Origin of the sequence: Dyella flagellata, assembly GCF_030160275.1 — a bacterium.
GTDB lineage: Bacteria > Pseudomonadota > Gammaproteobacteria > Xanthomonadales > Rhodanobacteraceae > Dyella_B > Dyella_B flagellata.
The window spans coordinates 64625-90246 of sequence record NZ_BSOA01000013.1 but is presented as its reverse complement, the minus strand read 5'-3'; the positions used below and the strand labels follow the sequence as shown (position 1 = coordinate 90246).

24 protein-coding genes are annotated in these 25622 nt (G+C 59.1%); 11 read left to right on the top strand and 13 right to left on the bottom strand.

Features of this window, described 5'->3' with window-relative positions:
- Positions 1 to 90 precede the first annotated feature (90 nt).
- The 4 genes from QQJ96_RS07665 to rlmH all read left to right on the top strand — a co-directional run bounded on the left by QQJ96_RS07665 (position 91) and on the right by rlmH (position 2545).
- A complete protein-coding gene (locus QQJ96_RS07665) occupies positions 91 to 615 on the top strand; it encodes an RNA polymerase sigma factor (RefSeq protein WP_284331440.1) in 525 nt (174 codons plus the stop codon).
- Between the two features lie 5 nt (positions 616 to 620).
- Positions 621 to 1271: an NrsF family protein gene (locus QQJ96_RS07660; RefSeq protein ID WP_284331388.1), complete on the top strand. Its 651-nt coding sequence runs from the start codon at positions 621 to 623 to the stop codon at positions 1269 to 1271.
- Between the two features lie 116 nt (positions 1272 to 1387).
- The gene (rsfS, locus tag QQJ96_RS07655; protein WP_284331387.1) at positions 1388 to 1777 is read left to right on the top strand and encodes a ribosome silencing factor; all 390 of its coding nucleotides are present in this window, start codon (positions 1388 to 1390) and stop codon (positions 1775 to 1777) included.
- A 297-nt stretch (positions 1778 to 2074) separates the two neighbouring features.
- The gene (gene rlmH, locus QQJ96_RS07650; protein ID WP_284331386.1) at positions 2075 to 2545 is read left to right on the top strand and encodes a 23S rRNA (pseudouridine(1915)-N(3))-methyltransferase RlmH; all 471 of its coding nucleotides are present in this window, start codon (positions 2075 to 2077) and stop codon (positions 2543 to 2545) included.
- A 443-nt stretch (positions 2546 to 2988) separates the two neighbouring features.
- On the opposite strand, the gene QQJ96_RS07645 is transcribed toward rlmH, so the two are convergent.
- The 12 genes from QQJ96_RS07645 to QQJ96_RS07590 form a co-directional block, all read right to left on the bottom strand.
- Complete coding sequence (locus tag QQJ96_RS07645; RefSeq protein ID WP_284331439.1) at positions 2989 to 4887, bottom strand: ABC transporter ATP-binding protein; 1899 nt, start codon at positions 4885 to 4887, stop codon at positions 2989 to 2991.
- A gap of 11 nt (positions 4888 to 4898) precedes the next feature.
- Positions 4899 to 6197 (bottom strand): beta-ketoacyl-[acyl-carrier-protein] synthase family protein, encoded by a 1299-nt coding sequence (locus tag QQJ96_RS07640; RefSeq protein WP_284331385.1) that lies wholly within the window; start codon positions 6195 to 6197, stop codon positions 4899 to 4901.
- A 1-nt stretch (position 6198) separates the two neighbouring features.
- The gene (locus QQJ96_RS07635; RefSeq protein ID WP_284331384.1) at positions 6199 to 7464 is read right to left on the bottom strand and encodes a beta-ketoacyl synthase N-terminal-like domain-containing protein; all 1266 of its coding nucleotides are present in this window, start codon (positions 7462 to 7464) and stop codon (positions 6199 to 6201) included.
- Positions 7465 to 7498: 34 nt separating this feature from the next.
- On the bottom strand, positions 7499 to 8302 hold the full coding sequence (locus QQJ96_RS07630; protein WP_284331383.1) for an SDR family NAD(P)-dependent oxidoreductase: 804 nt from the start codon (positions 8300 to 8302) through the stop codon (positions 7499 to 7501).
- Positions 8303 to 8324: 22 nt separating this feature from the next.
- Positions 8325 to 9167, bottom strand: a complete 843-nt coding sequence (locus QQJ96_RS07625) for an SDR family NAD(P)-dependent oxidoreductase (RefSeq protein ID WP_284331382.1) — start codon at positions 9165 to 9167, stop codon at positions 8325 to 8327.
- A 104-nt stretch (positions 9168 to 9271) separates the two neighbouring features.
- A complete protein-coding gene (locus tag QQJ96_RS07620) occupies positions 9272 to 9616 on the bottom strand; it encodes a MaoC family dehydratase (protein ID WP_284331381.1) in 345 nt (114 codons plus the stop codon).
- 158 nt (positions 9617 to 9774) lie between these two features.
- Positions 9775 to 10503: an SDR family NAD(P)-dependent oxidoreductase gene (locus QQJ96_RS07615; RefSeq protein ID WP_284331380.1), complete on the bottom strand. Its 729-nt coding sequence runs from the start codon at positions 10501 to 10503 to the stop codon at positions 9775 to 9777.
- Between the two features lie 32 nt (positions 10504 to 10535).
- Positions 10536 to 10814, bottom strand: coding sequence for an acyl carrier protein (locus QQJ96_RS07610; RefSeq protein WP_284331379.1), 279 nt, complete (start codon positions 10812 to 10814; stop codon positions 10536 to 10538).
- A gap of 288 nt (positions 10815 to 11102) precedes the next feature.
- Positions 11103 to 11801 carry a thioesterase II family protein gene (locus QQJ96_RS07605; RefSeq protein WP_284331378.1) on the bottom strand — a complete coding sequence of 233 codons (699 nt, stop codon included), beginning with the start codon at positions 11799 to 11801 and terminating at the stop codon, positions 11103 to 11105.
- A 132-nt stretch (positions 11802 to 11933) separates the two neighbouring features.
- Positions 11934 to 13058, bottom strand: a complete 1125-nt coding sequence (locus tag QQJ96_RS07600) for a class I SAM-dependent methyltransferase (protein ID WP_284331377.1) — start codon at positions 13056 to 13058, stop codon at positions 11934 to 11936.
- A 171-nt stretch (positions 13059 to 13229) separates the two neighbouring features.
- Complete coding sequence (locus QQJ96_RS07595) at positions 13230 to 14204, bottom strand: sulfotransferase domain-containing protein (RefSeq protein ID WP_284331376.1); 975 nt, start codon at positions 14202 to 14204, stop codon at positions 13230 to 13232.
- 12 nt (positions 14205 to 14216) lie between these two features.
- On the bottom strand, positions 14217 to 15176 hold the full coding sequence (locus QQJ96_RS07590) for a glycoside hydrolase family protein (protein WP_284331375.1): 960 nt from the start codon (positions 15174 to 15176) through the stop codon (positions 14217 to 14219).
- 193 nt (positions 15177 to 15369) lie between these two features.
- Between QQJ96_RS07590 and QQJ96_RS07585 the strand changes: the two genes are divergently transcribed.
- Positions 15370 to 16140: a class I SAM-dependent methyltransferase gene (locus QQJ96_RS07585; RefSeq protein ID WP_284331374.1), complete on the top strand. Its 771-nt coding sequence runs from the start codon at positions 15370 to 15372 to the stop codon at positions 16138 to 16140.
- Here QQJ96_RS07585 and QQJ96_RS07580 read toward each other — a convergent pair.
- Positions 16137 to 16898 carry a YIP1 family protein gene (locus QQJ96_RS07580; RefSeq protein WP_284331373.1) on the bottom strand — a complete coding sequence of 254 codons (762 nt, stop codon included), beginning with the start codon at positions 16896 to 16898 and terminating at the stop codon, positions 16137 to 16139. The genes QQJ96_RS07585 and QQJ96_RS07580 overlap by 4 nt on opposite strands.
- A 312-nt stretch (positions 16899 to 17210) precedes the next feature.
- Between QQJ96_RS07580 and QQJ96_RS07575 the strand changes: the two genes are divergently transcribed.
- From QQJ96_RS07575 to QQJ96_RS07550, 6 genes are all read left to right on the top strand, one after another.
- Positions 17211 to 17894 (top strand): ABC transporter ATP-binding protein, encoded by a 684-nt coding sequence (locus tag QQJ96_RS07575; protein ID WP_284331372.1) that lies wholly within the window; start codon positions 17211 to 17213, stop codon positions 17892 to 17894.
- A complete protein-coding gene (locus tag QQJ96_RS07570) occupies positions 17891 to 19039 on the top strand; it encodes an ABC transporter permease (protein ID WP_284331371.1) in 1149 nt (382 codons plus the stop codon). The genes QQJ96_RS07575 and QQJ96_RS07570 overlap by 4 nt, the downstream gene beginning before the upstream one ends.
- Positions 19040 to 19049: 10 nt before the next feature.
- Entirely contained in the window at positions 19050 to 20234 is a 1185-nt protein-coding gene (locus QQJ96_RS07565) for an ABC transporter permease (RefSeq protein ID WP_284331370.1), read from the top strand.
- Positions 20235 to 20263: 29 nt separating this feature from the next.
- Complete coding sequence (locus QQJ96_RS07560; protein ID WP_284331369.1) at positions 20264 to 21130, top strand: CmcI family methyltransferase; 867 nt, start codon at positions 20264 to 20266, stop codon at positions 21128 to 21130.
- A 214-nt stretch (positions 21131 to 21344) separates the two neighbouring features.
- Entirely contained in the window at positions 21345 to 22916 is a 1572-nt protein-coding gene (locus tag QQJ96_RS07555) for a condensation domain-containing protein (RefSeq protein WP_284331368.1), read from the top strand.
- Between the two features lie 118 nt (positions 22917 to 23034).
- Positions 23035 to 25620, top strand: a complete 2586-nt coding sequence (locus QQJ96_RS07550; protein WP_284331367.1) for a non-ribosomal peptide synthetase — start codon at positions 23035 to 23037, stop codon at positions 25618 to 25620.
- Positions 25621 to 25622: the final 2 nt, after the last annotated feature.

Sequence of the window (25622 nt, the reverse complement as noted above, 5' to 3'; positions counted from 1 at the left end):
CCTTCATCCTGGAGGCTGGACAGCGACAAGGCCGTGCCCACCGAAATCCCCAGCGCCAGCGAGCAGGCTGACCGGCAGCGGGCAGCATGGATGGCCGCCGCGCAAGCGGGCGACCAGCGCGCCTATACGCGCGTGCTGAACGACTCGGTGGCCTTGATCCGCGCGGTGGCCAGAAGGCAGGGCGTCGCCGTGGACGCGCTGGATGACGTGGTGCAGGAAACCCTGTTTACCGTGCATCGCGTGCGGCATACCTACGATCCGTTGCGATCCTATGACGCATGGCTGTCGGCCATTGCCGCGCGCCGCGCCATCGACCTGTTGCGCAGTCACGGACGGCGCGAACAGCGTGAAGTGCACGATGAATTCGCTCTCGACACGCACGCCGACCGCGAGGACGCCAGCGCCGGCACTGAGCGTGCGCAGGATGCACTGCTGCTGCGCAAAGCGATCGAGACGCTGCCGCCGGGGCAGCGCGAGGCGGTGGAGCAGCTGGGCCTGAAGGAGCGTTCGCTGGCCGAGGCCGCGCAAAGCACCGGGCGCAATACCGGGGCGTTGAAAGTCAATTTGCATCGCGCACTGAAAACCCTGCGCGATCGCCTGCACGGAGAATCCTGAAGACGATGTCCGATTCGGCACGCCATGAAGCCCTGATCGACGCGCTCGGCGCGGAGCTGACGCCGGTACGGCGTCTGCCGCCGCCGTGGCGGCGTGCGCTCGGCTGGCTGTTGGTGGTGGCGGCCGCCGCCGTGGTGATGTTCATGCGTTATGGCGCAAGCACCATGCTGCATCGCTGGGGGGCGGCTCCCGATCTGGGTGTAGCTGCCGGTGGCGCGGTGGTCACCGCAATCACCGCGGCGCTGGCCTCATTCATGCTTGCCGTCCCCGGACGATCGGCTGCATGGGCGTGGCTGCCGCTGCCTAGCGCGCTGCTGTGGATTGGCTCCAGCGGCCTGGGCTGCCTGCGTGCCCACATCCCGGGCATGCCGCTGATGGGCTGGCATGGCGCCAACGACTGCCTGGTTTTCATCTTGAGCTTTTCCATTCCCCTGTCCGGCCTGATGATCTGGTTGCTGCGGCGCGCCTGTCCGCTGCGCCCGGTCCTTACCGCGGTGCTGGTGGGAATGGCCAGCGCGGCGGCCTCCGCCTGCCTGCTGGAGATCTGCCACAACTTCGATGCCACCGCCTCGGATCTGCTGATGCATGCACTGGCCGTGGCCATCGTGATCGGCGCCAATGCCTTGATGGGCGGGCGGTTATTGCTGAAATCCTGAGGGGAAGCCCCCCGCAAGGGCCATGGCGGCCGGTGCTTGACGTGGCATGCGGCCAAGGCGGATATACTGCACTCGCGCGATCCAGCGCTGCTGATACGCTTGAGAGGCCCCAACTCTTGACCACCATTCGTCATACCAAAGCCGTTCACACGGCTGCCCTGCGCAAGACCGTCATTGCCGCCCTTGAGGATCTCAAGGCCAAGGACATCCGGGAAATTGATGTACGCGGCAAAACCTCCATCGCCGACCTGCTCGTGATTGCTTCCGGCACCTCGGCACGCCACGTCAAATCCATCGCCGACGAAGTGGTCAGGTTCGCCAAGCAGGCGGGCGTGATGCCGCTGGGCGTCGAAGGCGAACAGGAAGCGGAGTGGGTGCTGGTGGATCTGGGCGACGTCATCGTGCACGTGATGCTGCCGCGCATCCGCGAGTTCTATGGCCTGGAGCGCCTGTGGACCGTAGGTGACCGCGATGCCGAGGGCGAAGCTGCCCTAGCCACGGGCTAAGGAGCCTCTGATCTATTCCTACGTGCCCGGCATGACGTCCAGAAGGCCCGCAGACCGTGCTGCGCGGCGCAGGGAAGACTGGCCGTCTTGGCAAGGCGCGCAGCACGGTCTGCGGGCCTTCTGGACGTCACCCCGTCATTAAAATTCAAAGGGTTGGGGCCGCACTGTATGCGCGCCTCGCTTCGCCCCGCCGTCTAGACATACTCCCGGTATGCCTTCGCCGACGGGGCGAAGCGAGGCGCGCATACAGTGCGGTGACGGGTACGTAGGAATAGATCAGAGGCTCCTTAATCCGGCATGCGCGCCCGCCTGATCGCCATCGGCGAACGCATGCCCGCATGGGTTGCAGAAGGGTTTGCCGAATACCGCAAACGGCTGTCCCACGATTTGCCTCTTGAACTGATCGAGCTGAAGCCTGGCGCACGCGGCAAAGGCCGCGACGATGCACGCGCCATCCAAGACGAAGGCGCCGCCATCCTGGCCGCGTTGCCGCGCGACATCCATGTGGTTGCGCTCGATGGCCGCGGCAAGTCCTGGTCCAGCGAGGAGCTGGCCGAGCAGCTGGCGAATTGGCGCATGGCGGGGCGCGACCTGGCCTTTCTGATTGGCGGCCCCGACGGCCACGCCGCGGAAGTGTTGGCCCGCGCCAATCAAAAGTGGTCATTGGGACCGCTCACTCTCCCGCATATGCTGGTGCGGCTGGTGCTGGTGGAGCAGCTTTACCGCGCGACCACCTTGCTGGCCGGGCACCCGTACCATCGCGCGTGAAGGCGCTGGCGCGAGCCTGCGTCATTTCATTGTCACGGGAGTAGTCATGCGCTTTCAGGTTCGGCAGGCGAGCATTCGCGATCTCGATACGCTAGCGCCGCCATTTGAAGATTGCCGGCAAGTATCCCATCCGGCGCAGGCGCCTCTTCCTTACGGAACGTTTTGCCCGCCTTGAATCAGCTATCGTGCAGACTGGCAACGAAGGGCACGCAGGCCCAAGTTTTGTGCCGCTGCTTCCGATGGTTTCATCGGTGTGCGCCATGGGTATAAGCAGCCATGGACAACGCGTTTGCGCCGGCACTTTATGTACGCTCGGATGGCAACGTGATCGCGAAATTCGTGATTGTGCGCTGCCGCTGATGTAACCGCCTGCCTTTGGCAGGCCACCCTCATTTCCAGAGGCCATGCGCATGGTTAGCATAGGCTTCGAGCGGCGTATCCAGCTACAGCAACTCATCCAACGCGCGTAGGTCGCCATCGTTGGATTGATCGGCCAGGCGCTGCCCTCGCTTGCGACCTCTCGTTGACAGCTGCTCTTCCTCGATGCCTTTGAAGGTGTTGGCTTCTACGTCGTGCTGCTTTGAATACAAATCGAAGTAGCGCCCCTTTTGCGCATACAACGACGCATGCGTTCCATGTTCGACAATCCGGCCTGCTTCCACCACCAGAATCTGGTCAGCCTGGCGTGCGGTCGAGAGGCGGTGAGCGATGACGAAGGTCGTGCGGTCTTTCATCAGGTGGCGCAAGCTGTCTTGGATGAACGCTTCCGATTCGGAATCGAGATTGGACGTGGCTTCGTCGAGGATCAGAATCTTGGGTGCCGCCAAGATGGCGCGTGCAATGGAGATTCGTTGCCGCTGGCCACCCGACAGCCGCACGCCTCGCTCGCCAATGGTGGTTTCATATTTATTTTCAAGGTGGTCGGCGAACTCGTCTACGTGGGCCAGGTGGCAGGCGTGCAAAAAAGCCTCTTCGCTTCGATTGCGGGTTGAGAAGGCGACATTTTCCCGAATCGTTCCGTCAAACAGGAATGACTCCTGCGGCACGATGCCGAGCGAAGGGCGATAGCTGCTGAGGCGGACAGTGTCCAGGTCGACGCCGTCAACCAGAACCTTTCCGCGCGAAGGCTTGTAGAACGCCGAGATCAGCGCGGTGATGGTGGATTTTCCCGATCCTGAAGGCCCTACCAGCGCCGTCACGGTGCCTGGCTTTGCTTCGAACGTTACGCCATGCAGAACGGGCTTGTCCTGCTCGTATTCGAATGTGACGTCTCTGAATTGGATATGCCCTTGCACCGACGCCATGCTTGCGGTCCGCTCGGGGGCCTGGTCTTCCGGCTGCACGGAAAGAATCTCGCGGGTGCGATCGAGGCCCGCCAACGCTTCGGCCAATTGCGTGCCGAAACTTGCCATCTGCGTGATGGGTGCCACTACGATGGCCAGGTACATCAGATAGCTGAACAGGCTGCCTGCCGTGATGTGATGAGCAATGGCCTGCTGCGCGCCTACGCAAAGGACGACGGCGCTCATGAAACGCACGTCCATGATGGCGACCGTTCCCATGACCGATCCGAGCGTCACCGTCTTGATGGCGTTTTCCTGCAGTCGGTTGGCTCCCGCGGCGAATACCCTCTGTTCGCGCGTCTCGGCGCGATAGCCCTTTACGAGACGGATTCCGCTGAACGACTCAACCAGTCTGCCGGTTACCTCCGACGCGATTCTTCCTGATTCGCGAAACAGCGGTCTGATCAATTTGAAGCATACGCCGAGGAATCCGCAAAGTGCTGCCAAAAAGCCCAGCGTAATCAGTGTCAGCGGCAAGCTTATGTGGAACAGAATGATTAGTACGAAAGCGGCGGTAATGAGGCCGCCGAGCAATTCGATCAGTCCTTGTCCCACCAGGTTCTGGATGCCGTTGACGTCGGTCATTACGCGCGATACCAGCATGCCGGTCTTGGTCGTGTCGAAAAACGCGACCGGTAGCTTGCTGATGTGCGCCTGCACCCGGCAGCGCATATCGGTAATCAGCCGCCTCCCTTCGATCGAGAGGAGCTGGTTGAGCGCGTAGTTCGTCATTCCTTGGAGCAATACTGCAGCAATCAGCACCGCAAATAGCGGACGCAGCAGATAGTACTGATGCTCGCCGATGACGGTATCAATCACCAGCTTTGGCGCATAGGGTATGACCAGGCCGGCGGCGCGACTGACCAGCAGCATGGCCAGGCCCAGCAGCAGACGATAGCGGCGCGGACGAACCAATTCCCATACCAGGGGCAGGCTGGATCTGGCCAAGGTGAAGAGCGACTTGGTTTCCTGCTCGGTTGCCGCGCGTGCTTGGTTCATCGGATGCAATCCTAGGGTCGTGCGCTCTCTGGACGCCGGAATACGATGGACGCATATTGCCCGCCAAAACCGAAAGAGTTTTTGAGGACATTCGCGACCGGTCGGTGAATGGGCGTAAGAGATGTCCTGACATTGCACTCGGGGTCAGGTTCCGTGCATGTCGTGACGGGTGGAATAATCCCGCGGCACAATGATAGTGAGGCAATCACCGTTTCCAGGATGCCGGAAGCGGCGGAACCGTGCCCGGTCAGCGACTTGACGGCGCAGACGTCAACCGTCTGCATGTGCTCGCCAAATACGCGATGCAGCGCCTTGGCTTCGGTTACGTCGTTGAGCCGCGTCGACGTGCCGTGTGCATTCACTGTGTCGATCTGGTTTGGAGCCAAACCGGATTGTTCAAGTGCCGTTCTCATCACGCGCTCGACCATGTCCACGCGCGGCGCAGTCAGGTGCACCGTGTCGATCGCGAGTCCCCAGCCGCCGAGCTCCGCATAGTGCTGCTTCACGCCGCGCGCGCGCGCATGTTCTTCCGTTTCGAGAATCAGCGCTCCTGCCGATTCGTTGATGACCATGCCCGTGCGTCGCTTGTCAAAAGGCATGGACGCTTGCGCGGCCGGCCCACGCCAGCGCGAAAGCGCCATCAACTGGGCATACTGCGAGAGTGTGTAGTGGTTACTGCGCGAGACGACTGCGGCGACCACGACAAAGTCGGCCTTGCCCATCTGCAGCAGGCGCGAGGCTTCGATCAGGCAGCGCAAGCCGCCTGAGCAGGTCGCGTCAAGGCGCGAAGCTACAAGCGGTACACCGAGCTTGGCCGACAACTCCGTGGGGAAGGCAGACAGATCGCTGGCCTCCAGACGCTCCTCTTCCTGCTTCTCGCGCAAATATGCCACTACATCGCCGGGTTCGTTGCCGGCGGTCAGGTAGCGCTCTCCCGCGCTCTTCATGAAGTCGACATAGTCTTGCGGAAAAGAGCCGCTAGGGCCTGGCCACACGCGTGCCCACATCAAGCCGGCCGGTCGTTTGAGGCCACCCTTGAATTGGGCGTCGTCCAATGCCTGCGACACGGCGGTGTGCATGAGGATGTCGCCCCATGCCTGGTTGGAGTCGCCCCAGCGGGCTTTGATGACCTTCTTGGTTTCCTCCGGAACCGTCGCGGAGACCCAGCCGCAGGGCAGGGCCGACAGGTCCATCCGATCCTCCAGGCGCAATCCCGATATCCCTTGAAGATTGGACGTCCAGAACGACTCAACGGAATCGCCGATAGGGGTGACTACGCCCATGCCGGAAATGACGATCTTCTTTTTCATGTCATTCACCTATATCCGCGATGATTGCCGCACCCGCCGAGGCGACGCGCGGATCCAAGGCTGTAATCAGGGCTGCATTGGATGTTGCGCGAAGCTGGCGCGCTTTCTTCATGACGAAGTCGACGTCGCCCAGCGCAGGGTCTGGGGTTTCCAGCAGGCCAATCGGTGGTACCTGTTTGCTTTTCAGGGCTTCCACGGCGAGCGCCAGATCGACCAGTCCCGCCGATTCGAAGGTGTTGCCGATCGTGCCCTTGCTGGACGTGGCAGGCGCCTTGACCAACGGATGAACGGCCTCACATTCAGTCAAGTCCATGGCGATGGAGCCGGCGCCATGCGCCCACCAGAAGTCGGGTTGGCGCGCAGACTGTTCGAGTACCATGCGTGTCGCCATGTCCAGGGCGATATTGCGTCCCGTCGCATTGACCGCTTCGCAGGCCAGCAGGTTGGCCAGGCGAGGTGCGCCACGTTCCTTCGCAATGTCATCTCTTTCAATGACGACCGCAACGGCGGCATGACCGAGCAGAGTGCCCCCGCGATTGACATCGAACGGCCCGCGCCCCGGGCGTGCTTCCAGCCCCAGCGGGTCGTGACGATCGAAAGCCACGAGCATCGGGGGAGGAAGAGGAATGCCCACTGCGGTCACTATCACGCGATCCAGCTCTCCGCTTTGGACCAGGCGCAAAGCGAAGGCAAGCGAACCCAGTCCGGATGCGCCGGCTTCACCATAGACGGCCACGTTCGAGCCCAGGAACCCCGCGGCCAAGCAGATGAACTGGCCGCTCTGGCACGGAATGCCACGCAAGTAGGAGTAGTCGGGAACTTCGTCGTATAGCAGCTTGGCCAGTGGCCTTGGGTCGGTCTGTGCCATTGCGCCCAGCTTGCCTATCAGCGGGCTGAGCTCGTCCGTGCGGCTGCCGGATGCAACGACTGCACCGCATCGCAATGCCGCCTGATCGCTGGCTGCCGCGCCGCTGACTTCCATCGCCATGCGCGATACCGCAACAGCCTGGTGGGCGGCCTGGTTTGCGTATTTCTTGATGTCGGCCCAGGCCGCGCCTGCAGGCCACGGTACATCGGGCTGTTCCAGGCTTGCTTCCGGCCAGGGAAACTTTGGATGCAGCGAGCGCTTCTTTTCCGCCTGGCGATTGAAAAAATGAGTACCCGACGTCATGGCGCCCAAAACCGGCTCCGTCCCGATTCCCGCAGAGGAGATCATTCCTATGCCCGTAATCGCTACCTTGTCCAATTTTCCATCCTCCTGGTTCATGCAGCGCATTCGTAAAAGAGATCCGTTGCAACACCTACTCGACCGACTCAGGTTCCCTCAGATTGCACCAATGGCGATAACCGCCATCCAGGGTGATCAGCTGGCCTGCGATCCATTTGGCCTCATCCAGGCACAACATGGCCACCGCATCCCCGCAATCTTCGACCGTAGTCATGCGATTGTTTCCCCACGGCGAGATGGCGTATTCGTGCTCCACCGCAAACTCAAAATCCGGCCGTACGCTGAAAACGCCGGTCCTCACCAGCCCGGGACGCAGACAATTGACCACGATGCCATACGGAGCGTATTCGTACGCAAGATATGACGTCAGCACTTCAAGACTCGATTTAGCCGCGGCAAACACGCCCGCGCTCTGGATAATGCGGTGCGGTGTCGAATTGGTGATAGTGATGTAGCGAGCGCCTTCGCGGTGCTCCATCCATGGCAGGGCATGCTTGGCCAGTAGCCAGGTCGAGCGAGCGTTGGTGTCCTGCGTGAACTCCCACTGGCCCAGCGAGCTGTCTTCCAAGCGCGAAAACTGGTTGGCGGCAGCATTGTGCACCAGGATGTTCAACTGGCCATGCAGCGCGCCAATCTCGCTCATCAAGCGTTCGATCTCGCCGGGGATGGCTATGTCCGCGCAGTGCAGACTGATTTCGCCGCCCTGCGCGTTCAATTCCTTGGCGAGCTTTTTTGCCGGACCATGCCTGTCCACGTAATTGACGCAGACCTTGCAGCCCCAGGAGGCAAGCTTGCGGGTAATGCCCGCGCCTATTCCCCTGCTGCCCCCTGTTACAAGGGCTACGCGGCCCTTCAATGGCTGACTTGAGATACCCATCGCTTACACCCTGTCGTCAACGTCAGGCCGAGGCTTCTTCGGCTTCGTTTTGGTCACGCTGGCCACGCGGCTTTTGGCGTACACGCAAATGGCCCCACCACTTGAAGCCGCCGTCGACGGTAATGGTCTGGCCTGCGATCCATGCGGCCTCGTCCAGGCACATCATCGCCACGACGTCACCGGAATCCTCCGAGGTGGTCATGCGATCGTTGCCCCATGGCGAGACGGCCAGTTCGTGCGTAACGCCGCCTTCAAAATCAGGGCGCACATTGAACACGCCGGTCTGCACCAGGCCGGGCCTAATGCAATTGACCACGATGCCGTACGCGGCAAGTTCGTAGGCAAGGTAGATCGTCAATGTCTCAAGGCCCGCCTTTGCCGCGGCAAACAGGCCTGCTCTTTTCAGGATGCGCTGGGTGTTGGAATTGGTGATGGTGAGGAAGCGGGCGCCGGGCCGATTCTTCATCAGCGGCAGCGCATATTGCGCGAGCAACAACGTAGAGCGCGAATTGGTGTCTTGTACAAACTGCCAGTCGCTGAGCGAGGCATCCTTAAGCAGGGTGAACTTGGTGGCAGCGGCGTTGTGCACAAGGATGTTCAGGTCGCCGTCGATTTTAGCGATGCTGTCAATGACCGCCTTTATATCTTCCGGCGAGGCGGAGTCCATCCTGTGGATGGTGCAGCTCCCGCCCTCGGCTTCGATTTCGGCCGCCATTTTCTTGGCAGCGGCAGGACGATCGATATAGGTGATATGCAGCTTGCATCCCCATGCGGCGAGCTTGCGCGTGATACCTCCTCCGATGCCCCTGGCGCCACCCGTAACCAATGCGACTTTGCCCTTCAGCGGCTGTCCTTCTAAGCTCATATCCACTACCTCGAATACGTTTGAGTTGGAAAAAATGAAAGCTTGGAGCGGGCCGGTCGCGGTCAGTTGTTAACTGGAACCGGGACGCTCAGCGACACCAATCATCACTTTGGGCGGCGTTTCATTACTACATTCATCCGACCAATGGCATAGGTATTGTCGCTTTCATCGAAAACGCGGCGCACCGTATTGACAATACCCCGGTGCTCGTCGATCTCTTCCGAACCCACCGTTTCGGTGGTGAAAAAGAACGGAACATCGGGGTAAAGCGGGTTTACGAAACTCCAATTCATCGATCGCAAGCCAAGGATGGCAACCGGCGAGCCGTGTTGCACGATCCATCCCGAAGTAATCGAATGAATGAAGCCGCCCGGCACGATACGCTTGCGCCTGGCGTTCGATTGCGCAAAACCGTCACTAGCATGAATGGGATGCTTTTCACCCATCATGTCCAGTAGTTGGTCCAAAAGTTCCGAGCTAAAAGTCAATGGTCCGTATCGGTGTATTGGGATTGACTTCAAATCCTCCCAATACTTCATTGCTCCACGCATTGGAAAGCCTCGATCTGATTAAGTTTTAAATCGGCACATTGCCCGTTGCAGGCGGTTTAGCCCTTGGCGCTACGCATAACCAACCGGCCGCCGTCGACGGTAATCGTTTGTCCCTGGATATAATCGGCTTCATCACTAGCGAGGAAGGCGACGATTCCCGACAGATCTTCCGGAACTCCCCAACGTGGGCCCGAATCACCTCCCAGCTGGTTGGCGACGTTCTCGGTCATGTCGGTCTTCACTCGGCCGGGAGCCACCGTATTTACGCGGATGCCTTTGCGGCCTACTTCCATCGCCAGCGCACGTGTGAGTGCCTCGACGCCACCCTTTGACGCTGCGTACGCCGACTGCCCCGCCCCTGGAATGCGCACGGAATTGGAGGAAAGATTGATGATGCGTCCCCAACTCTGTTCGAGCATGGACGGAAGTACGGCCCTGCACATCAGGAATGGGCCGGTCAAATTGACACGAATAACGTTTTCCCATCGCTCGAGGCTGGTCATGGCCAACAGTCGATCGTCGATGATGGCCGCGTTGTTCACCAGCACGTCGATCGTATCCCCGCTCTTGAGAACCTTGCCGATGAGGGACTTGACTTCCCCCTCAAGCGAGACATCCGCCTTGTGTACGATTACCTCGCCTCCGGCATGCGTGATATCGGCAGCTACCTGTTCCGCCGGTCCGTCGGCGTTCTTATAGACAAGATGTACCGAAAGGCCGTTGGCCGCCAGCTTTTTGCAGATTGCCGCGCCAATGCCGCGGGATCCGCCGGTAACGATCGCCACCCGGCGCCGTGCTTCCGTGCCCCGGCCCCCGTTCATGTAGTGGAAGCCTGGAGCGACGAATCAATGTTGTTGAGTTGTTCCAGGATCGATTGCACGGTACGCGGACCGTTGTTCCACGCGTCGATGTCGAAAGCGCCAAGCTGACGATTTATCTTGCGGGAAAGCTGAAGAATATCCAGAGAATCGAGACCTAGCTGGTCGACCAGTGAATCTTCCGGATTGATATCGGTTTCATCCAATCCGGGTTTTACTTCCTTGATCAGTGCGACCAAGCTTTTCAGCTGCTCAACGTCGTTAACGATAATGCTCATGTGAATACTTCTCCGTCCAGAACTACAGCCAAGAAAATGACGAGCGGGGCGAACTCCGCCCCCTTGCTGGATGCAAATTCCATGAGTGAACGAGAAACCCCTATCGTTCCCCTTAATCCACAACATAACAACAGACTCGTTCGCGCGCAACAGTTTTATATGGTCTATTTGTTATGCGCGGATTGTTTCAATCAAAAGCGCATCTTATAGGCTGAAAATAAGCCTATTGATGCAAGCAGATTAACGCGATTACATCGCGTCCGCGCGTAGCCGCCGTTGGTTTTAGTGCTATTTTGCGGGAATGCCTTCAGTCATATCGTTGACAGCCGAAAGAACCTCCTTTTCGTGGGTGGATATAAAAAAATGCCCACCCGGAAACATCTGTCGTCGAAAGGACGAGCTCGTATATCGTGACCACTCTTGCAGCCAGTCCGCGTTGACGGCGTGATCCTGTTCACCGCCGAACGCGGTAATCGGACATGCAACAGGCGGGTGACTTCGCACGGGGTAAGTTTCAACCAGTTCAAAATCCGCCCGAAGTATCGGCACGAACATCGATACCAGTTCCTCTTCTTCGAAAATTTCGGCAGCGATTCCTCTGTAGTTCTTGATGGCTTGAAGAAACTCGTTGCGCGGCAATAGGTGAAGTTGCTTTTCCCCGCGTGGACGATGCGGGGGGTGTGCACCGGAGACGATAAGGTGAGATGCCGAAAAGCCGCGCTGCTGCAGTCGCGAGCAGACCTCGAAGGCGATGAGGGCGCCCATGCTATGGCCAAACATCACGAAGGGTCCGTCCAGCTTCTCGGTCATGGCATCGCACAAGGCGCTGGCAAGGGGCTCCATGCGTCGGTACGGCGATTCGGTGATGCGTGGCCCGCGGCCAGGCAGGCGTACGCCGAACACGGTGACGGATTCAGGCAATCGACGGCGCCACGCGGTATAGGGGTAGCCGGAACCCCCTGCATGTGGAATGGAAAACAGGCTCACCGAACGGGTTCCGCTTTGATGAACATCGAACCAGCGTGAGGAATCGGGTGGCATCACTTCAATCTCGGATGTAGGTGTGGCGTTGACCGGATAGCTTCTTTGCTCCGCCGAGGAAAGGCAGTTGCTGGCGCGTTAAGTAATTGCTCGCAGGTAAGGGAAAATGCCGGTTGTGGTACGTATGCGGATGTCGCTGACGGATTTGCGGTCCCGGATATCCACTTGGGCATTGGTCAATATTTCGTGCATGGTTCTGCGGCCGTCGGCCAGCGCAAGTATTCGCTTCAGCAATTCATCCTGAGGCGGAGCGGGATAAGTGGTTAGGCTGTTAGCCATTCGATAATTCATGTCGCTGGCGCCACGGAAGTAGTTGCGCAATTTCGTAGCAGTCGGAACGAAGCGCCGGTCCAGGAATGCTTGATCGACGATCGCCTCGTACCTGTCTGGATGGCGCTCGGTCGAATGCTTCAGGTAGAACCACAGCATTGGCGAGCATTCCATCTGCAGCAGGTTGGTGATCTGCCAGCGCGTGGTGTCTGGCAGGGCATCGAGCTTCTTCTGCAGCTCGACGTCGGCGAGGCGAATGGACCAGAAGGCCGAGTTCAGCTTGTCGAACGGATTGGGGCAGGGCAGCAGCAAGCTCAATCCGCAACAGGCCGCCAGATCCTTGAGCGTTTCCACTGTGTAGCTGAACTCGATTGGCTGAATCAAGGAATCGGCGACTTCCGCGTCATGGGCCGAGCGGTAGTATTCGACCCGGCGCGGATCGCCGGGAATGACGTCGAGCAGGTTCCGCGCGATTCTCAACTCCTCATCGAAGGAAGCCTGCTTGCCTTCGTGCCGTGAGATATGCCTGATCGCTTGCTGTACAGACGTGTTGAAGACGCGATGGAATCGGTTGTAGACCATCAATTCCAGAATGCCTTCGCGGCGCAGGGCACGTGCAATACCGGCTAGCGGCAGGCGTGGGTCGGCATTGTGGTGGATGACGCCAGTGCTGATGATGTAGTCGAACTCCGCGTCATAACTTACGTCCTGCAGGCTTTCCTGGCGCAGTTCTAGATTACGTATGTCCAAGGATTGCGCATTCCTGCGGGCTACCTCGAGGGAGGCGGCTGACAGGTCTGAGCCAAGTACGCTTGCCCTGGGGAACTTCAGGGCTGTATAGATCGCCTGGTTAGTGCCGCATCCGGCCACCCATATGCGTGCGTCGGAGCGAATGGTCGCATGCGAGAAATCGCCCACGCTCTGATTGAGCATGATTGATTCAAAGTTGGCCTCCTCCAAGCTTGGAAAGGACATCGGCGGCCAAGGATAGGGAAATTGTTCATAGAACTCCCTGACCGTCGCTTCCATCGATTGTTGGCCATCGATCCGCATCAGAAATTCCTTATCTGTGATGACAAGAGCCGCCCCCGACGTGCCCGGGGCTCACTGCCAACAAAAATCGGTCTTCAAATACTCATAAAGCGCCTGGTTGTGCGGCTCGAAAAACGCGGCCAGCTCCCGACGAACATCCGAAGGTATCTCGGGGAAAGCGTGTTCGTTGACGTTGTAGGCGGCATAGCGTCCCAGGGCCCACCGACGGATGCCGAGGAAGTCGCAAATCTTCGCGTAGGCGTCATCCGGTTGCTTGATCCACTCGTCGAAATTGAGGATCAGCATATCGCTGTCCGGATACCATCTGCGCCAGTGCTGGATGTAACGAATGTAGATGCCGCGCGTCTTGTAGCCGAAACTCAGCAGTGCTTTGCTGCAATAGTTGGGATCTTTTTCCATTTTTTCCAGTTCGCCGCGCAGCCGGGTCGGCTCGGCTTTCAGGGCATCCTGAAACCGGTCCATGATTTCATAGCCGATGCTGCGCGAGTCCTTGTAGTGGGAATAAGCGCGATCGATGGGGTTGCGCAGGCTGAGAATGATTTTGGGTGAACCCAATTCGCGACGCGTACGTTCGGGTGCATGCGGAAGCAGGTAGTAGCTGGGCGTGAAATCACCGCTGACAAAGGGGCGCTTGAAGGCTTTCTTCGCCAGCCAACGGTGCATGCGCAGCGGAAATTGGGCCCGATACCATTCCACGTTTTCCTGCGGATGCAGGTCGAAATAATGTGGCTCCTTGTACAGCGGCGGATGAAAGTCCGGATGCTGAGCAAGATAGGCTGCAATGGTGCTCGTGCCGGCCTTGCTTACACCTATGACAAGGACATCGGGCAGCGTTCGCAGCCGGCGTGTAGGCGTTCGCCAAAGGATAACCCAGCATTTATGGATCCATGCGGCTACCACGAATTGCTTTCGAACCGGCACCCCTGACCAGCGCAGCAGGCTAGTGACGGCGACGAGCACCGATTTGAGCGGTTGGGAAAATCTGTCTATCAATGGATTCTTCCTGAGCCGGGACCGATAGAGCAAGATGGTTCGTTATTACGAAGATGCGTGCTTCCGTTCCAACACGTTGTTCGCTTCGATCGTCGCAGCGCGCGCGGCCGGATCGAGTTTTGCAATGGCAATGCCGGCTTCGCCGGCGGTGGCATAAAGCATGTACAGCTGCCGCTCATCCATGAAAACATAGGGATCTCTCAACTGGCGTGCCCGCTCATAAACCGCGCCGCGCGCGGACGGGCAGACGGTTAGCCTTACGCCTTCATAGATTTCCCGGGGGAACAGCAGCGTGTGTTCCTTCGATGGGTGCCAGGTCATCCAATCATCGGAGAGGTCGACGTGGCAAGCCAGAATCCGCTCGGGTGCATCGCCAATCCGGGAAAAGAACAGGTGCAGTCGCCCGTCTTCGATCCAGACGGCAGCATGCCTCGCTCCCGGCAGTGTCAGTGCCGGCCCGGGCCGGTAACCGCTCAAGGGATTGGTGGCTCGGTATAACTGCCCTGACATGGTGATGGCGTAATAGTGGCCATTCCAGTGAAAGCGCCGCCAATAAGGCATGCCTAGCCGCGCGCGCTGGCTGACGAACTTCAGGCCATCGCGCGAGGTTGCTACGTAGGTCGCCTGTCTGGGGCGAAGCAGTCGATAGCCTCCGTGGTAAAACATAACGATGCTTCGCGTCTCGTCGTCGACGTGCACGTCCGGGCTGGCTATATGTGCACGATAGCTCCACGAAGCAGCCGGTGTGTCACGCAACTGCAGTGTGCCGCCCTGGAAAATGCGCCACGGCCCGCTCAGTGAATCGGCATACGCCATTCGGATGTGGCGACCGTGGTGGTGCGCAAAATACAGGTAATATTTGCCCAATGGGGAAGCGATCCAATCCGGCACCTTGATCAAGGATGGGCCGTTGATGTTGGTGCCCAGTGACGCATCCAGTTCAGAATGGACGATGGGATTGCCCGGCAGCCTGGTCGCTTCGAACGCGCGAGTTGTTGAGCTCATGGCGCTACCGCGGGCACTTCGTTTGGCTTGGGTGGCATCCGGATTGGGTGCGGAGTATGGGTGGAATGAGCTGTCGTCACTACTTGCGGCAGTCGCAAAGCGCGGGCGACAATCCCCTTCGGTGAAAGACATTCGTTGCAGAGTAAACTCATTATCCATTTCTCCACGCGTACTCCAGGGCGGCAAATTACCCATGAAGTATTACGACCTGTACGAAGCGCTCTACCAAAAGATTCGCTTGAGCAATAAGCCGACTTGGGATGCCTTCTTCGATCACGGCTCATCGTTCGACCAGTTCTGGACCAAGGGTTTTATCGACCAGGCGTTGCAACACATTTCCTTCGATAGAATGCCGCCGCGTGCGCTTGAGCTGGGATGTGGGGTAGGGCAAGCCTGCTGTTACCTGGCGCAGCGCGGCTTCGAAGTAAGTGGAATCGACATTTCGCCCACCGCCATCGCCATGGCGCAACAGTGCGCACGCGAGCGGAAATTGCCGATCCGCTTCGACTGCGGCAACGTGATGGCGCTCGACACAAGTTGCCGTAATTTTGACCTCATCATGGATGGCAACTGTCTGCACTGCGTAGTGTTCGACGAGGAGCGAGCCGGAGTGTTCGCGCGTATTCGCGGTTTGCTGGCGCCGGGAGGCTATTTCCTGGTCAGCACCATGTGCTGGAACGAGGCGGTTGCCTACAAGCATCCGCTGTACCGGGACGAGAGCGGGGTGTTGTGGGTGGATAGTGGTTTCGTCGACCAATTCATGCCCGGCGCCGGCCTGCGTTGCGACGACATGCGCGACATCGATGGCATGCAATGCCTGCCGTATCGCCGAGTGCTCAGTCCTGAGCAGCTTGGCAAACAGCTGGCTAGCAGCGGCTTTGAGTTGATTTGGCAGCATATCGAACCACCCCGTCAGACAGGCGTGGAACCCATGTTCCACGCTGTGCTACGCGTTGTTCCCTAACCCATGTTGGCGGAGAGTGCGGCGTAGGCCAGCTTGCCAAGCACGATAAGCACAGCCCAGCCGAACACGGCGATGAATCCCGATGCGCGGCTGATGTTGGCCACGACGGACAGGCCGATGCTAACCAGGATCAATGACCAGATGTGCAGCACGTCCAACGCGGTGCCGACGGACATCAGCCACTCCGGCGCGCTGGGGCTCAGGTAGTAGCCAACATTGGTACCGATAGGATTGCTCAGGTAAAACGAATCGCGATGCATGCCCAGCAACAGGCCCGCAGCGGGAATGATCGCCGAGAGTGTTCGCGGCAACATCGCATACATCCAGATGGCGAACACGCGCTCAAACGAAGCCTTGCCGCCGAGCAAAAAGTTGACCGTTCCGGAAAGTAGCAATGCTGCAATGGCGCTGGCGACCAGGATGATCAGCGGATAGGCGTACATTCTCGCCTTGACGATGGCGATGGTGATTTCAAGGATACGCGGCGCGCGTGCCGGGTCATCCATCGGTAGCGCGAGATGCCGGGTGATATTGGTCGCTATCGTGTCCCAGCCGACCTCGCCCTGAACAATAAACAGGTACGCATAACCAATCACCACCATGATCAGGAATGGTAGCCACCAGCTGTGGCTGCGCAGAATGTCGACAAACGTCCTGCTGGGGGCTACGAAAACATTGATGACACGTTCGGCCTGCGAAAGCGGCTTGGTTTCAGCGGTTTGCGCCTGATTTGCGGATGAGTCCTCAAACGCGTTCATACGGCATCTCCCTTGCGGCGATTCAGCTTCACCATTGGTCTTGTTCCCCAATCGTGAAGCTTCGGCGTACAAAACATAAGGCGCGCTTCAAACGGCGCCTCGATGGTGTATGTGATGAGCTTTATTCCCCTACGCCGCTGGAGCCTAACCAGTGTGATTCGTGCTTGTCAATTGCGACGACGTGCGTTCAATTGTCTGTAATACGCCCGCAGTACATTTCGGAATCGACGGCACTTGCGTCGACAAAAGCAATAAGGCAATAGTGATGGTCTAAAGCAGCATTTCAGTCACGCAAGGGATTACGGGGGTGGCATGTCTGTTGCGGTCCAATTGGAACGGGTTGCCAAGTTCTACCGGCGCGGTGCGGAGAAAGTCGAGATCCTGCAAGGGATCGATCTCGATATAGGGGCGGGGCAGTTTTTGGCCTTGATGGGACCTTCGGGATCGGGCAAGACAACATTGCTGAATCTGATCGGCGGCCTGGATCGTCCCAGCGCGGGGTGCGTGACCGTGGCCGGTGAACGCGTTAATGAGTTGAGCGACCTGCAGCTTACGCGTTGGCGCAAGCAGCACGTCGGGTTCATCTTCCAGATGTACAACCTGATGCCTAAGCTCACAGTTGACGCCAATGTCGAGCTGCCACTCATGCTCACCGGATTGGGCAGAAAACAGCGTGCTTCGCATGTGGCTGCCGCGCTGGCGATGGTTGGACTCAGCGATCGCGCCAAGCACAGGCCTGCCGAACTGTCTGGCGGTCAACAGCAGCGAGTTGCGATTGCAAGAGCCATTATTGCGGACCCCGCGTTGTTGGTTTGCGACGAACCCACTGGGGATCTTGATCGCCAGACCGGGACGGGCATCCTGGAACTGTTGCGCACGCTCAATCGGGAATTGGGAAAGACCATCATCATGGTCACGCACGATCCGGTCGCAGCCAACTTTGCCGCCCGACGACTGTACGTCGACAAGGGTCAGTTGCTTGAGGCGGCGGCATGAAGCACTACCGTCTGATCTGGGCGGGCGTGTGGAGCGACAGCACGCGCACCGCGTATACATTGGTTTCCATTTTCGCGGCGTTTGTGTTGTTCGGCATGCTTCAGGGCATTACATCCGCTTTCAACCATGCCGTGGCCCAGACCCACCTGGATCGCCTGTATGTGGACAGCCGCTTCGGCGTGGCAAAAGGCTTGCCATTGGCGGCGCTAGGCAAGATTGAGCGGGTCCCCGGCGTAACCAGGGTGACGCATTCAAGCTGGTTTGGCGGCTCTTATCAGGATGCGCGGCAGCCTATCTTTGCGCTGGCGGTCGATCCTCAGTCCTATTTGGATGTCTATTCGGAGCTATTGCTGCCGAAGGACCAGGTCGCCGCCTGGCTGAAAACGCGCGATGGCGTGGTCGTCAGCCGCAAGATCGCCGAGCGCTACCATTGGAAGATAGGCGATCGCATTCCGCTGCGATCAAGCATCTGGTCGCTGAAGTCCGATGGTACTTCCGTGTGGTCATTCCAGGTGGTGGGCATTTTTGATGTCCAGAAAGATCGTCGAACTCTCTCCGAGCTTTTGCTGAGCTACGCCTATTTCGACGAAGCCCGGCAGTTCAAGAACGGCACCGTGGGTTGGTATATCGCTCAGATCGCCGACCCTGCAGGCTCTGCGCAGGTTGCAGATGCCATCGATGCCGCGTTCGCCAACTCCAGCGACGAGACACTGACCCAGAACGAGCAAGAAAAGGCCGAGGCGATGCTCAAGCAGCACGGTGACATCGACATGGCCATTCACCTGATCATCGGCGCCGTCTTTTTCACGTTGCTGTTGTTGACGGGGAATACGATGATGCAGTCCGTGCGGGAGCGTGTCCCGGAATTCGCCGTATTGAAGACAATTGGCTATTCGACAACCATGATCAGCCTGATCGTCTTGTGCGAAGCCATGGTCATCTGCATCGGGGCGGCCTCGCTGGGATTGTTGTGTGCCTGGCTGTTCTACCCGATCCTGCAGGGGGCGACGGATGCACCACGCATGCCGGCCTGGGTGCTGATCGGCGGAGTTCTGATTGCCATGCTGCTTGCCATCGCCACGGCCATTCCCTCGACGGAGCGCCTCAGGCGGGTCAATGTGGTCGACGCGTTGGCGGGACGATAGGGATGCCGGCATGATCAGTTTTCGACAGATTTTCGCGATGGTCGAGATGAACCTGTCCACCTTGCCGCAGCGCCTGGGTGGCTGTTCGGTGTTGATCATCGGCAATGCCGGCGTCGTTGCCGTGTTGATATCGGTGCTGGCCATGGCGGTGGGATTCACGCGCACCGTTAACCAAACGGGGCGTCCGGATCGTGTGATCGTATTGCGCGGCGGCTCCAATTCCGAGCTGACCAGCGTATTGAGCCGGGACGCGGCGTTGACCATCGATGACGCACCGGGCGTCAAGCATGACGCCAAGGGCGACTCCATCGCATCATCGGAATCGGTGATGGTCGTGCCGGTGAACCTGCCGGGAAACAACAAGCGCATCAGCATGACCGTGCGTGGCGTGAGTAGGAATGCCGCGATGTTGCGCCCGGAAATCCATATCACCGAAGGGCGGATGTTCACCCCCGGGATGCGCGAGCTGATAGCCGGACGAACCATCCAGAAGCAGTTCCCTGGGTTGAAGGTCGGCAACCGGGTGACCATCGGCAACGGCGAATGGCAAATCGTAGGCGCCTTTGACAGTGGCGGCGATTCGCACGAATCGGAAGTATTGGGGGACGTGGAGAGCGTTCTGGACGCCTTGCGCCGTAAATCTTTCACCAGTGTCACGGTGATGCTTGAAAGTCCGGGCGCACTGGGCGCTTTCAAGAGCGCATTGATGTCCGATCCTACCTTGTCGGTCGAAGTCGTGCGTGAATCGGATTATTACGCGCAGTTGTCAGGAAACTTGAGCCACCTGCTGATCGTGGTAGGCCTGCTCGTGGGCGTAATCATGTCGATTGGTGCGATTTTCGGCGCGCTCAATACCATGTACACCACGGTCAGTTCGCGCCGGGTTGAGGTCGCCACCTTGCGTGCCATGGGGTTTGACTCGACGAATGTGATTATTTCGTTTGCGGTGGAGGGAATCATTCTGGCCCTGTTCGGCGGCCTGCTCGGCGCATTGCTGGCCTGTCTTGTATTCAACGGCAACGCGGTCAACACGCTTGCCGGCGATCACACGCCCGTAGTGTTCAAATTGATCGTTACTCCTGCGCTGGTCGCGCTTGGACTGGCCATTGCAGTCGTGATCGGCCTGGTCGGCGGCTTGATTCCTGCCATACGGTCCGCGCGCTTGCCGGTGGTCGCGGCGCTGCGGCAGTTGTGACCGGCGTGACAAGCATCGTGGACAAAGACATGGACGAAGCCGAATTCAGGAAGGGGGTCTACCAGCTGCTGGAGGAATCCGAGTTTCGAAGGAAGCACGAGCAGCATGAAATACCTACGGCTTTCGACAAGTCGATGTGGCAGCTCGCCGTGTTGCTGGCCAAGCTGGATCCAGCCACGGCATGGCAGGAAAGCGCAAAAGCCATTCCAGGGGCCGAGGGCGTGTATGTCAGGGAGGCGTTGGGCGTCCTGAAGGGGTTGCTGGCGCACCGGGGTGCGGGGAGATATGTCGATTACGACGCAAGATTGCGGCGAAGCGGTTGCGACATGAGCCCGTCCATTCTTGCCATGTCCTCTGGCGTGGCCAAGTCGGTGACATGGAGAGACATGCCGTTGTTCAAGACGGCGTACGACATGGCCATCTATCCGACCTTGTTGTGGGAGCTCAAGCCCACTCTCATCGTTGAGATCGGATCAGGAACCGGCGCCAGCGCGATCTGGCTTGCGGATCTCATGCGCATGTTCGGCATCGAGGGCAGGGTGGTCAGCTTTGATTGCCAGAAACTGGATATCTCCTACGATCGCGTACGTTATCTGCAGGGCGACTGCCGACGCATCGCGCAGGATTTTGACCGAAGTGTCGTGCTTGAAAATCACGGTCCGATACTTTTGCTTGAAGACGCCCATGTAAATGTGGCTGGCGTGCTGGAGTACTTCCATCCGCTATTGAAGCAGGGCGACTATGTGGTCGTGGAAGACAGCCTTGCCAAGCGCGAGCCTTTGCTCGAATGGCTGGGAAAATGCCAGAACGCTTATCAGGTGGATACCCGATACGTGGATTTATTCGGTTGCAATGTTACGACTGCGCAGGATTCCATTTTCCGGCGCATGCGGTAGGAATGGGTGAGTCGGCGGTGTCGCACGGCGAAATGGCAATGCGATGGGATATACAGCGCGTTTGAATTGTCGCAGAATCGTTGACGGCGATTTTTAGGCGTGCTATTCAACGGTTGCATTGCCTCGGGGTATCAGCCAGTGCCATCGATTTGCGCAGGTCGCTAGTTCCTGCGATGGGGAGTTGTTTGTTATCTGGATGACGAATGGCTTAATCATGGTCACAAGATCCTTGCAGCAGTTCTATCAAGCCTACGCCGGGCTGAGCTCAGCCAAGCGGCGTTTGTTTGAGCAATTGTTGCTCGAAGAAGGGATTGACGAAAATCAGCTGTGCATTTTGCCTCGATCCAGAACCACAGAGGGCTATCCCGTCTCTTCGGCGCAGGCAAGGGTATTTTTTTTCGAGGAACTTCATCCTTCCAGCGCCGTCTATAACCTTCCGTCCATTGTGCGTACACGCAGTCCATTGGATGCCGAATGCTTGCGGCAAGCTTTGCAGCGGGTTGCCACCAGGCACGAGGTGTTTCGGCTGGGCTTCGAGCTCGTTCGCGGCCAGATCACACAGAAATTGCACCAAGAAGTTTTTGTTGCGCTGGATGAATGCCGGCTCGGCGAGCATTCCAGCGAATCGCGCGAGGCTGCTCTGCAAGATGTAGTGTTCGACTATGCACTTCGCCCTTTCGATCTGCGTCGGCCACCCCTGCTTCGCGTGCTGCTTATCCATACGGACAATGGCGAGCAATATGTCCTGTTCGTAATTCATCATATCGTCGCCGATGGCTTGTCGATTCGCATCCTTGTCCGTGAAGTCGGCATGCATTACCAAAGTCTCGTCAGTGCGAGCGGGTGGGAACCGGCGCCGCTGCCGATTCAATATATTGATTACGCGATATGGGAGCGCGAGCGGGCGACCCGGACATCACGGGAAGGGCTCGATCATTGGCTTGCCCAGCTCGGCACGGAGTGGCCGCGGCTGCGCCTGCCGACTGACTTCCCGCGTCCAGCCCAGCGCAGCCACCGTGGCAAGGTCCATCGCTTCATGCTGGACGAGACGCTGGTCACCGAGCTCCGGAATTCGGCGCGCGAGGAAGGCGTAACGCTGTTCGTGATGCTGCTTGCCGGCTATGCCCTGCTGCTGGCCGGACTCAGTGGAATATGGAATATTCCCGTCGCCGTGCCCATGAGCGGCCGGCATCGGGCCGAGCTGGAAGAGCTGATCGGCTTTTTCGGCAATACCGTCATTTGCTACGCGCGGCTGGCGCAGACGTGGACATTGCGTCAATTGGTCGCGGAAATACAGCGAGGCATGCTGGCCGCGCATGCGGGCCAGGACGTGCCTTTCGAGGAGATCGTCCGCGCCTATGGCGGCGCGCACGCTTCGCGTAACGGGTCCATGTACGATACGATGTTTGAATATCTTGATTTTCGTACGCAGCAGTACGATCTGCTTGGCTTGGACGAGCAGCAGTGGGAGTTGCCCGAGTCGCTGGATTTCGAGGTTGAAGTGCATACGCAGACCGCCAAGTGCGATCTGTTTCTGTGCTGCTGGGAACTTGGTCCACGGCTGGAGTGCATCATCGAATATGACCGTGACTTGTTTGAGGCAGGTCGTATTGCTGGATGGTCGGAAGCCTACGTTGGGCTGCTGCGCGGCATGACGCGCAATCTCGATCAGCCCATGGTGTCGCTTACGGGAAGGTTGGTAGAAGAGGCGAATGTTCGTCCTCAGTTGAGCGGTCTTTTTGATGAGTTCAACTATGCGGCCGTGGATGCTGGCGGTCACGTTTGAGGGGCAATTGCACCAGCAGTTAGGGCTGGCCGGCGGAGCATGCCGGCCGGGCTGAAGATGGAAGATTGAGCCGATGCCGTGTGCGCACGGTGTTTCGAAACCAGCAACGGGATTGAAGATGGAATCTCTTGAAAATCCTGCATCTTTCACCAAGCATGCTGCGGCCGCAGGTGATTATCCGAACGGCAGTCTGAGAGCCGATTTTGCGCGGCGTGATCCGTTTGCGGCGCAGGAAGGCAGCGTGGACGTCGTCGCCCCGGAAGGCTTGCGAGCGCGGCTCGATGCGCTGGCGGGTGACAATGCATTTTTGGCTTATATGGCCTTGTTTGCAGCAGTGGCGATTTACGTCCGGCGGCATGGCGGTCATGAGCGGTTCGCCCTCTACGCGCCGCCTGTACATGATGAAGGCGACTCCGTTCGCCTGCCTGTATACGTGGACTGCGACCGGTGGGTGACATTCAAGGATGCACTGGAATCCATCAAGGCGAGCTTGCGCAAAAGCTATCAGGAGCAAACAGTTCAAGCCCATGCCGCCTTGGACGACGAAAGCCCCGCCATGCTGGTTCACATGCAAGGGTTGCATGCAGAAACGGCATCGGGAAGGAATGACCTTGACCTTTGCCTGTCCCGTAGCGATGACGGCGTCGTATTGCAATGCCGGTACAGCCGCGCCCTTTATCGGGACGATACGATCGAACTGAGCATGCGCCAGCTGCTGGCCCTGCTCGATGCGGGGTTGGCGGCAGCGGAAACCGACCTGGCGAGGCTCTGGCATCTGTCGACGGTCGAGCGCAATCTCATCTGCCGCGACTGGAACGACACGACGGTCCAATACCAGGGCGAGCGCTGCGTGCAGGCGTTTCTTCGCGAGTCTGCCGCAGAGGCGCCCGACCGCATCTGTTACGTATGCGACGGCCGCAGCTATACCTATGCCCAATTGGCGGCCGGGGCGCGGCGCATCGCCCAGGCGTTGCATGCGCGCAATATGCCGGCGGGGGCGGTAGTGGCCGTGTTTGCCGGTCGCAGCTACAGTGCAGTGGCTGCCATCGTTGGCATCATCGACGCCGGTGCGGCATACCTGCCGCTCGACCGCATGTATCCGCAGAAGCGGATCGCCTATTTGCTTGCCGATGCCGATCCGGCCTTTGTGCTCGCCGAGCGGCGCCTGCTGTCCGAGTTGCCTGAGACACAGGTGCCGGTATTGTGCATCGAGGATCTGCTGCAGTCGGAGGACCACGCGCCGCTGCCGGATGCGCATCACCCCGCAGCACCGGTCTATTTGATCTACACCTCCGGTTCGACCGGCAACCCCAAGGGCGTATTGCTGGATCATCGCGGCCGGGTCAACAATTTTTCCGACTTCAATCGACGCTTTCGTATCGGTCCCGCAGACAGCGTGCTGGGTGTTTCTTCACTCAGCTTCGATATGTGCGCCTACGACATGCTGGGCAGCTTCATGGCGGGCAGCAAGCTGGTCATGGTGTCGGAACAGGAGCACTCCACGCCGTCGGAGTGGCTTGGCTTGATGGGCAGGGAGCAAGTAACGCTGTGGCACTCCGTGCCTAGCCTGATGGAAAACCTGCTCGACCATCTGGAGCGCTACGAGCGTCCGGACACGGTGCCGCAAGGCTTGCGGCTGGTGCTGCTGGGTGGCGACTGGATTCCGGTGAACATGGTCGATCGCATCCGTGCATTCTGGCCTGCAGCTGAGGTAGTCAGCCTCGGCGGTGCCACCGAAGTGTCGATGGACTCCACTATTTACTCCATCGGCGAAATCCAGCGCCATTGGAAGAGCGTCCCCTATGGCCGGGCGATGGCCAATCAGAAAGCCTATGTGCTCGACCAGGAGCATGCGCTGGTGCCGGTAGGGATGACCGGCGAATTGTTTTTGGGGGGAGACGGGGTGGCCTGGGGCTATCACCGTCAGCCTGCACTTAGTGCGGCGAAATTCATACCGGACGCATTCTCCGGCACGCCCGGCGCGCGCCTGTATGCGACCGGCGACCATGCGCGATATCAGCCCGACGGCCAGCTCGAACTGCTTGGGCGCATGGATTTCCAGGTCAAGATTCGCGGCCTGCGCATCGAACTGGGCGAAGTGGAAACGGCAGTGGAGAGTTTTCCAGGCGTGACCCGAGCCGTGGCGCTGGTCAACAAGGATAGTGGCGAGGCGCAACTTATCACTGCATACGTGGTGGCGGAACGCGAATTGGACCTGGGTGCGCTGCGCAAGCACCTGGCCGAACAGCTTCCCTTCTACATGATTCCGCACCAAACCTTGCAGCTGCCGCAGCTGCCGCTCTCGGCGAACGGCAAGGTCGACCGCAAGGCATTGCGTACGATTCGGGCACCGGCGCCCGCGGCGGTACCCGAAACGCCTGTGGCCGGCATTGTTCGCGCGTTGTTTGCCGAGATACTGGATGTGCCGCAGGTTAGCGGCGAAGACGACTTTTTCGCGCTGGGAGGGCATTCGCTCCTCGCACTTCGGCTGATGTCACGGCTGGAAGAAGTGTTCGGGATCAAGATACCTCTGCACGCCGTGTTCGAATCACCCTCAGCCGGCAAGCTTGCAGCGCATGTGGAGGAAGAAGCAGCGCGCAGCGGAATCGATATCGGCGAGATCAGTCATCTGTGGCAATCGGTCAACAGTCTGAGCGAGCAAGGGTTACGCGAACTTGCGGAGCGTGAACAGCTGAACAGCTAGGA

Bases quoted from the DNA above. Each gene is read 5' to 3' on its own strand.
- QQJ96_RS07585 (WP_284331374.1), top strand. From the start codon at position 15,370: ATGAAGTATTACGACCTGTACGAAGCGCTCTACCAAAAGATTCGCTTG.
- QQJ96_RS07560 (WP_284331369.1), top strand. From the start codon at position 20,264: ATGGACGAAGCCGAATTCAGGAAGGGGGTCTACCAGCTGCTGGAGGAA.
- QQJ96_RS07660 (WP_284331388.1), top strand. From the start codon at position 621: ATGTCCGATTCGGCACGCCATGAAGCCCTGATCGACGCGCTCGGCGCG.
- QQJ96_RS07645 (WP_284331439.1), bottom strand. From the start codon at position 4,887: ATGAACCAAGCACGCGCGGCAACCGAGCAGGAAACCAAGTCGCTCTTC.
- rlmH (WP_284331386.1), top strand. From the start codon at position 2,075: ATGCGCGCCCGCCTGATCGCCATCGGCGAACGCATGCCCGCATGGGTT.
- QQJ96_RS07565 (WP_284331370.1), top strand. From the start codon at position 19,050: ATGATCAGTTTTCGACAGATTTTCGCGATGGTCGAGATGAACCTGTCC.
- QQJ96_RS07570 (WP_284331371.1), top strand. From the start codon at position 17,891: ATGAAGCACTACCGTCTGATCTGGGCGGGCGTGTGGAGCGACAGCACG.
- QQJ96_RS07665 (WP_284331440.1), top strand. From the start codon at position 91: ATGGCCGCCGCGCAAGCGGGCGACCAGCGCGCCTATACGCGCGTGCTG.
- QQJ96_RS07635 (WP_284331384.1), bottom strand. From the start codon at position 7,464: ATGAACCAGGAGGATGGAAAATTGGACAAGGTAGCGATTACGGGCATA.
- QQJ96_RS07630 (WP_284331383.1), bottom strand. From the start codon at position 8,302: ATGGGTATCTCAAGTCAGCCATTGAAGGGCCGCGTAGCCCTTGTAACA.
- QQJ96_RS07625 (WP_284331382.1), bottom strand. From the start codon at position 9,167: ATGAGCTTAGAAGGACAGCCGCTGAAGGGCAAAGTCGCATTGGTTACG.
- QQJ96_RS07590 (WP_284331375.1), bottom strand. From the start codon at position 15,176: ATGAGCTCAACAACTCGCGCGTTCGAAGCGACCAGGCTGCCGGGCAAT.
- QQJ96_RS07550 (WP_284331367.1), top strand. From the start codon at position 23,035: ATGGAATCTCTTGAAAATCCTGCATCTTTCACCAAGCATGCTGCGGCC.
- QQJ96_RS07580 (WP_284331373.1), bottom strand. From the start codon at position 16,898: ATGAACGCGTTTGAGGACTCATCCGCAAATCAGGCGCAAACCGCTGAA.
- QQJ96_RS07610 (WP_284331379.1), bottom strand. From the start codon at position 10,814: ATGAGCATTATCGTTAACGACGTTGAGCAGCTGAAAAGCTTGGTCGCA.
- QQJ96_RS07575 (WP_284331372.1), top strand. From the start codon at position 17,211: ATGTCTGTTGCGGTCCAATTGGAACGGGTTGCCAAGTTCTACCGGCGC.
- QQJ96_RS07555 (WP_284331368.1), top strand. From the start codon at position 21,345: ATGGTCACAAGATCCTTGCAGCAGTTCTATCAAGCCTACGCCGGGCTG.
- QQJ96_RS07640 (WP_284331385.1), bottom strand. From the start codon at position 6,197: ATGAAAAAGAAGATCGTCATTTCCGGCATGGGCGTAGTCACCCCTATC.
- QQJ96_RS07620 (WP_284331381.1), bottom strand. From the start codon at position 9,616: ATGATGGGTGAAAAGCATCCCATTCATGCTAGTGACGGTTTTGCGCAA.
- QQJ96_RS07600 (WP_284331377.1), bottom strand. From the start codon at position 13,058: ATGCTCAATCAGAGCGTGGGCGATTTCTCGCATGCGACCATTCGCTCC.